Genomic DNA, 7,503 nt, shown 5'->3' with positions numbered 1-7,503 from the left:
GATGGCGTAACGTACGATCCTGCGACCAAGCAAATCACCGTTCCCGCGGGCGTGACGACATTTACGGCGACTGTGGCGACGACTCAAGACACGATTGACGAAGCGAACGAGACGTTCACGTTAACCGTGGGCGGCGAAAGCAACACCGCGACCATCATTGATAACGACGTAACTATCAAAGTCCACGATGCTGTGCCTGTGAATGAAGGTGATAAAGCATCCTTTAAAGTGACATTAAATGAAGCCTCTTCTGAAAAACAGTATGTTAAATTTGAAGCGACAACGAATGGTTACGATACTGAATTTGATGACATCGATACCAATAGCCTAACTTACGAATACAAAGATGCTAACGGCGATTTCCAAGTTGCAAATGTCGTTAACGGTTATGTAGAAATTCCGGCAGGAAGAACTGAACTTCGTGTAACAGTTCAAACCGTACAAGACGATAAGTTTGAATGGACTGAACGTTTTGGACTTCACATTGTAGATACAAAATCTCAGGTAGGTGGAACGTCAAGTATTGATGAAGCGAATTCTGATCTGAAAGGTCAAGGTACAATCAAGTTAGATCATTCAGATAACCCTACGCTTACATTGACGAATGCTAATGCTGTTGATGAAGGAAGCACGGCCGTATTTGATGGGCAACTATCGAAGGTGTCTGAAGCGTCGATTGAGATGAAAGTCGAGTTTGAATTTTCTAATGGCGTTGGCAAAGCAAACCTTGAGGATTTAGCCGCAGACAGTAGTAAGCCGTTTGCTGGGGTTACAGTCACTTATGTTTCTGGCGGAGTGATTAAGACTATTTCGGTAAATGAAGTGAATGGAACATTCACACTTCCTGCGAAAGTTACGGATTTCAAAGTTAATGTAGATACAGTAAATGATAACCGTTTCGAAACATCAGAAGACTTTGGAATTAAGTTGAGTGAGATACCTTTCCAATCTTCAACTGATGCTAGTAAAGATGTAATCATCAATAGCGGTCAGCACGGTGTATCAGCTACGGGCTCTATAAATGAAGATGCTTCTGATAAACCCGCAATAAGTGTGTCCGATGCTCTTGCTGTTAAAGAAGGTGGAGTGTTGGAGTACAGTGTTGCACTTACAGGTTCTTCTGATATAGAAGTTAAATATTCATTTAACTTCCCGAATAGTAGTGATGTTAGAAAAGCAGACATTTCGTTTACGGATGGCGTTAAACTGAGTGCAGATAAGCAATCTATTATTGTGCCTAAAGGCGTATCTTACTTTAAAGTTATTGTTCCGACATTAGATGACGTTCTTGTAGAAAATACTGAAAATTACACGATTACTATTGGTGGCGACACAGGTACTGGCTCGATACTCGACAATGAAGTTGCACCTGTCATCAGGAATCAGTCAGTCAGTGTGTCTGAAGAAGCTCTTAGTGGGGGTATTACGGATACGATAGGTTTGCCGAGTGATTCTACTGATGGACACTCTGTTCAGGGGGATTTGTCTATTACCGATGCCAATGGTAACTGGTCTGACACTGTATTTAGTGAATCAAGTTCAATTAACATTACAACATCGACCGGTCAGCCTTTGACATCAGAAGGGCATACTATTGATTGGGCGGTATCGCCTGATGGTCATGCACTTACTGGTACTGCTAACGGAAAAGTTGTTATTGAAGCAACATTGGATAGAAATGGTCACTACGACATACAATTGAAAGCTCCGGTAGATCACCCCAATACTAATGGCGAAGACAATCTAGTCATTCAGATCCCGGTCATTGCTAAAGACACTTCGGGGCTTAAGAGTTCAGGGGGGCAAATTACGGTTTCGATTGAAGATGATCAGCCTGTTGCAACAGCTATTGATGTGCCAGTTACCCCAGAAACAAAATCAGATACGAATATTCAGTTGGTAATCGACGTGTCTGGCTCTATGGGCTACGATTCTGGCGTTGCTGGTAAGACTCGTTTAGCTATTTTAAAAGAATCTCTTGCTAAGATGCTCCAGCAATATGACACGCTTGGCGATGTAAAAGTCCAAATAGTGACATTTACCGGCAACGCTAAACTCATACATGACGGTAGTAAATCTTGGTTCTCTGTTAGTGAAGCTATTACAGAAATCAATAAGCTAAAACCTAAGAATAATACTGATTATGATGATGCTTTACGTAAAGCCCGTACTTCATGGGACCATGACGAAGATAGTAAGCTCCCTGATGCGAATAACGTCAGTTACTTTATTACTGATGGAATTCCAAACCAAGATGATAGGATAGATTATTGGGAAGCCAAAACTTGGACTAAACATTTAGATGATAATGGTATTACTTCTCAAGCTATAGGTATAACTGGAGGTTATCTTGACAAAGGCCAAATTGATTTGGTTTCTCACGATGGTCTGACGGGAACAGACTCTTCAGCGATAGTTATTGATTCGTCGAGCCAACTAACAGATATATTGACCCAGCCAATAATTCAAACCGTTAATGGTTCATTGGTAACTAATGGTGGCTTTGGCGCTGATGGTGGTTATGTTAGTCAGTTAGTTATTGATGGCGTAACTTTTAATTTTGATGGTTCAACTATCAGTTCTACAGGACAGAACTCTAAGATCAGCTTTACCAAAAATGAATCAACAAACGAGTTAAAAGTTACGGTCGATGGCAAGTACACTTTGAGTATCGATATGGATACGGGTTCGTACAAATTTGGTGGCAAACCACAAGCTAGACCTGAAACCGTAGACTTCGATTACACATTAAAAGATGGTGATGGTGATACAAGTAGCAGTCATATTTCATTTGATGTAATGGGTTCAAAAGGCAGCGTAGATGTGTCGTCTACAGGCAAGATGATCGATTCTGTTAAAGTTCTTCATGATAATTTGAGTTGGATAGGATCACCTGCAGTAACCAATGGACAAGCGGGTTACAACAAGATTGTAGACAATGTTGATATCAACAAAGGTGTTTCAATCAATGTTGGTGATGCTGGCGATGCTGTTTGGACTGGCCAGGGCGATGATGTGATTTATCTTGGTGATAGTCATGCTGTCTTGGACCAAAATACTGGGCAAGCGTCTAACCAAGATGCGATAAACACTTATATTAAAGATGTTTTCACTCAAGGTCGCGATTCGAACGTAATACTTAACCCTAACCAAGGTGAAGATAGTGAGATAGCTGCTACTAATAACAGTACAGCAAACTTGGATGTTGCTCATGGTGGCGGCGGTAGTGACTATATCTACGGAGAAGGTGGCTCAGACGTTATATTCGGCGGGTCAGGCGATGACGTCATTGATGGCGGTGAAGGTAACGATGGTCTTCGAGGCGGTACGGGTCACGATACACTTAAAGGCGGATCTGGCGATGATATTCTTATCGGTGGTATTGGTAACGATATTTTAACCGGCGGTAGTGATGATGATATCTTCAAGTTTGTCGACCAAGGTTCTGGTGTTCGTCATGGTGAGAAAGACACAATTACAGACTTTACTAAGGGTGATGATAAAATAGATATTTCCGATCTACTCCATACAGATTCTTCTGACAGTATTAATAGCCTACTTCAAAGCAGTAAGATTGGTATTTCTCTTGAAGGTGCAGATAATATGTCAACGGCAGATCTTAAGTTGACTGTGACAGATGGTGGAAAAACTCAGGAGATCATATTGCAAGATAGCGCTGAACAATTTGATAGTTATATCACTAACGGTTCAATTTCAGATGTGAGTGGACTATTAAACGATATATTGAAAATTTACGATAACTAAACAAAAAGGGCCGAAAGGCCCTTTTTTTATATCTTAATTTAGTAAAGTAATCGCGCTGAAGAAGACCTTACATTGAAGTTATAACACGCTTCGGTTACAACACTTTACAGGCAAAACCTTTCAGATAGAAACCTTCTGGGTAGGCGGTGTCTGTAAGGTGATCGGCTGCTTGCTCGAAGCGCTCGACAAATTTTACTGTTCTGCCAGCGTCTAGAGCTGCGTCAGCGATGATTTTTTGGAATAAATCAGTGCCCATCAAGCCAGAGCAAGAGTAGGTGAGTAGAGTGCCACCAGGATTTAGGATTTGCATTGCAAGCATGTTTACATCTTTGTAGCCGTTAGCACCTGATGTTAGGTTGTTTTTGCTTGAAACGAACTTTGGTGGGTCCATGATCACGACGTCAAACTTAGTGCCTTGATCTCGGTATTCACGAAGTAGTTTAAATACGTCTGCGTTTAGGAATACAGCACGCTTTTTCGAAATATCAAATTCATTGAGTTCAGCGTTGAACTCAGCTGTATCAAGAGCTAATTGAGACACATCTGCGTTGATTACACGTTTTGCGTCGCCTTTCAGTGCGTAAAGACCAAAGCCGCCAGTGTATGAGAAACAGTTAAGCACATCTTTGCCTTTAACATACTTCATTGACTCTTTACGGCTATCACGTTGGTCCATGTAGAAGCCAGTTTTGTGGCCTTCCATGATGTTTACGCTGATTTTGACGCCGTTTTCTTCAATGACGATAGATTTTGGTGGCTCTTCACCGTGAAGTACACCAACAACTTGTTCTAGGCCTTCTTTTTTACGAACTGCTACGTCTGAACGCTCGTAAATATTACAGTCTGGGAAGCATTCAATTAAAGCTTCAACCAATACGCTCTTATTGAATTCAGCGCCCGCACTTAGTAGTTGGCAAACTAGGTAGTCTTGATATTTGTCGATAGTGATACCTGGCAGTCCATCAGACTCTGCAGCGGTAAGGCGGTAGCCAGTTAAACCATCACGCTCAATGATGTCTTCACGCAGTGATTGCGCGTCTTGAATTCGTTTTACGAAGAACGCTTTGTTAATTTCTTCTTTTTCAAATGTCCAAACACGAGCTCGAATTTGAGATTCTGGTGAGTAAGCCGCTTTTGCTAGCCATTGACCATTCTGAGCATATACGTCTACAGTTTCACCTTGTTGTGGTTCGCCTTCGACCTTATCGATACCGCGTGAAAATACCCAAGGGTGTTTACGGCGTAGTGATTTATCTCGGCCTTTAGCTAGATGAATTGAAGGAGTCATAATTTACTCTGTTTGTTGAATTTGAAGGAGGGGTATTGTCGGGGAAGTACAAGGGAAAAGCAAATAAGAAAGGGCTGCAAAAGCAGCCCTTGTATTGAACCATCATTAGATGGTGGTTAGATGTCAGTATTAAGCTTTAAGACCTGTCAGCAAACCTTCCATCGTATCGCTCTGCTTACGAAGTTGGTCAACGTTAGAGTTACTCTTACTGATCATCTCGCAGATGCCGTCTGATTGATGACGAATCTCTTCAACACTTTGTGCAATGTTATCCGCAACGACACCTTGCTCTTCTGCAGCAGTAGCAATTTGCGTACTACTATCAGAAATAGACTGGTTTTTCTCAGCTAAAGAACCGATCTCAACGTTCACTTCCGACATCAGTGTTTGGCCTTCACTGGCATTGTTTACTGTCACTTCCATCAGTTTTGTTAATGATTGGCTGTTACGCTGTAACGACTCGATCATGCTCTGGATTTCAACTGTCGCTTGTTGAGTTCGTCCGGCAAGAGCGCGAACTTCATCAGCAACAACTGCAAAACCACGGCCTTGCTCTCCAGCTCGAGCAGCTTCAATCGCAGCGTTTAGCGCTAACAGGTTAGTTTGTTCAGAGATACCATTGATGGTTGCGACTACTTCATCGATCTGCGCTGCATTAGCATCGAGTTCTTCTACTGCTTGCGAAGCCGATTGAATCTCTTGGGATAAGCTAGAGATCGATTCCAAAGTATTAGAAACCTTAACTTGACCACTTTGTGCGACACCACGAGCGTCCATTGTTTGAGTGCTTGAATCATGGGCAAGGGTAGCGACTTCGCGAATCGTTGCTGCCATTTGTTCAGTTGCGCTGGCGAGGCTATTCAAGTGCTCTTGTTGATTACTTGAGATATCTGAGCTTTGTTGCGTTGATTGGTTCAAATCCGAGCTGATTTGCTGCATGAGAGCAACGGACTCTTGGATTGAGAGAACCATGTTTTGTTCACGCTCGGCAACCTTATCGATAGTAATAGCAATTTCACTGAACTCATCGCGAACTAAAAAGTAGTTCATGCGACAAGTTAAATCGCCACTCGCAAGTGTGCTGAGTGCTTTGTTCATCGAGAACATAGCACCACCAATGAAAGTCATGATGTAGTAAACCCCTAGAGCGATCAACGTGAGAGTTACTGCAATAATCGATACCTGAGTAGTAGATAGAGCTGACCATAAGTTTTGGTCATGGCTTGCGACTAAACTGAAGGCGCCATTCATGACAGAAACAGATCCTGCACCATATCCTAAAGAGATGGTTTCAGAATTACTAATGAGTTGAGACACCTGATCTTTAGTGAGTTGTCCAGCTTCAATCAGCCCTTTCATCAGGAGCAATTCATCCTGATAAAGGTGAGCAAGTAAAGAGTCCGCGGCGCTATCTAAAACTAAAGTCAGTATAACCAGGGCGATAAGAGGTAATAAGAATAGTAGATAGAACTTTTCTTGGATTTTTAGGTGAATGAGATATTTGTCAATCCAACGAAACGGGATTTCTTTCATAATTGTAATACTCGAAGTAAGCCCACCAATAAATGGTGAATGAATAGAATCGCAACTATATCATCCATATAATTTATGAGGCAACGTTATGGATACTCTGCAGTATATTTTTGTCGTGTCAGGCGTAGTTCAGTGTGTTGGATTTCGTTATCACACCAGTAGGCAGGCGCAGGATTTGGGCATTTCCGGCTATGCAAAGAACCTAAATGATGGTCGAGTTGAAGTGTTAGCGGTCGGAGAGGTGCTGAAACTTGAGAAGTTACACGCTTGGCTTAATCTTGGACCACCGAGCGCAACAGTAGACAATGTCGTCATGCATCAAGTTAAAGATCATGAGCGGCAGGACGTACGTGTAGGGGAGTTTAAAATACTGTAGGACACTACAGTATTTAACTTTTTACGTTGAGATCAACCTAGCGCTATTTTAGTTCTACAAGCATTTTGCTGGTTTAGGTAAACCGGCGAGCTTGGTTGCTTGTTTGGCAGGGCCTTTTTTGAATAATTTGAAAAGGTACTTACTGTTGCCTTTTTCTGGACCGTGAGCTTTTTCCATTGCTTTCACGAGCATGCGAACCGCTGGTGAGGTGTTGAACTCTTCGTAAAAGCTTCTTACAAAATGTACGACTTCTAAGTGTGCATCAGTAAGTTCAATTTCCTCATCTTGAGCAAGAATTTCAATCATACCTTCTTCCCATTGAGTGTAATCCAACAGATAACCTTGAGCGTCGGTTTCGATTTGCTTGCCGTTATATTCAAACATGTTTAATCCAGAGTCCAATTAACTATCCGGATAGAGTACATGACCAAGTTTATCTTTCTCAACAGAAATTGTAGCTATCTCAAAAAATATTGCACTTATGGATAAAAAAAGGTTCATCGCGGATTAGCGGGAACTCAAAACAAAAACGGTAGTAAGT

At 41.9% G+C, this 7,503-nt stretch carries 5 protein-coding genes; 2 read left to right on the top strand and 3 right to left on the bottom strand.

Annotated elements, in window-relative coordinates; all coding sequences use genetic code 11:
* A partial coding sequence (locus ACED53_RS16430; protein WP_371715270.1) for a VWA domain-containing protein occupies window positions 1-3,765 on the top strand: 3,765 nt, incomplete at its 5' end.
* 94 nt (window positions 3,766-3,859) lie between these two features.
* Here the strand turns inward: ACED53_RS16430 and ACED53_RS16425 are convergent.
* Together ACED53_RS16425 and ACED53_RS16420 are read right to left on the bottom strand one after the other, a co-directional pair.
* The gene (locus tag ACED53_RS16425) at window positions 3,860-5,053 is read right to left on the bottom strand and encodes a class I SAM-dependent methyltransferase (RefSeq protein ID WP_017101275.1); all 1,194 of its coding nucleotides are present in this window, start codon (window positions 5,051-5,053) and stop codon (window positions 3,860-3,862) included.
* Between the two features lie 129 nt (window positions 5,054-5,182).
* Window positions 5,183-6,586 carry a methyl-accepting chemotaxis protein gene (locus ACED53_RS16420; RefSeq protein WP_017101274.1) on the bottom strand — a complete coding sequence of 468 codons (1,404 nt, stop codon included), beginning with the start codon at window positions 6,584-6,586 and terminating at the stop codon, window positions 5,183-5,185.
* An 88-nt stretch (window positions 6,587-6,674) separates the two neighbouring features.
* Between ACED53_RS16420 and yccX the strand changes: the two genes are divergently transcribed.
* Window positions 6,675-6,962, top strand: coding sequence for an acylphosphatase (yccX, locus tag ACED53_RS16415; protein WP_009846636.1), 288 nt, complete (start codon window positions 6,675-6,677; stop codon window positions 6,960-6,962).
* Between the two features lie 54 nt (window positions 6,963-7,016).
* Here yccX and ACED53_RS16410 read toward each other — a convergent pair whose 3' ends face one another.
* Window positions 7,017-7,346, bottom strand: coding sequence for a TusE/DsrC/DsvC family sulfur relay protein (locus ACED53_RS16410; RefSeq protein ID WP_029225525.1), 330 nt, complete (start codon window positions 7,344-7,346; stop codon window positions 7,017-7,019).
* Window positions 7,347-7,503 lie beyond the last annotated feature (157 nt).

It is taken from the genome of Vibrio sp. 1F169 (assembly GCF_041439605.1).
Lineage (GTDB): Bacteria > Pseudomonadota > Gammaproteobacteria > Enterobacterales > Vibrionaceae > Vibrio > Vibrio tasmaniensis_A.
This window is presented reverse-complemented; position numbering and strand designations above follow the sequence as displayed.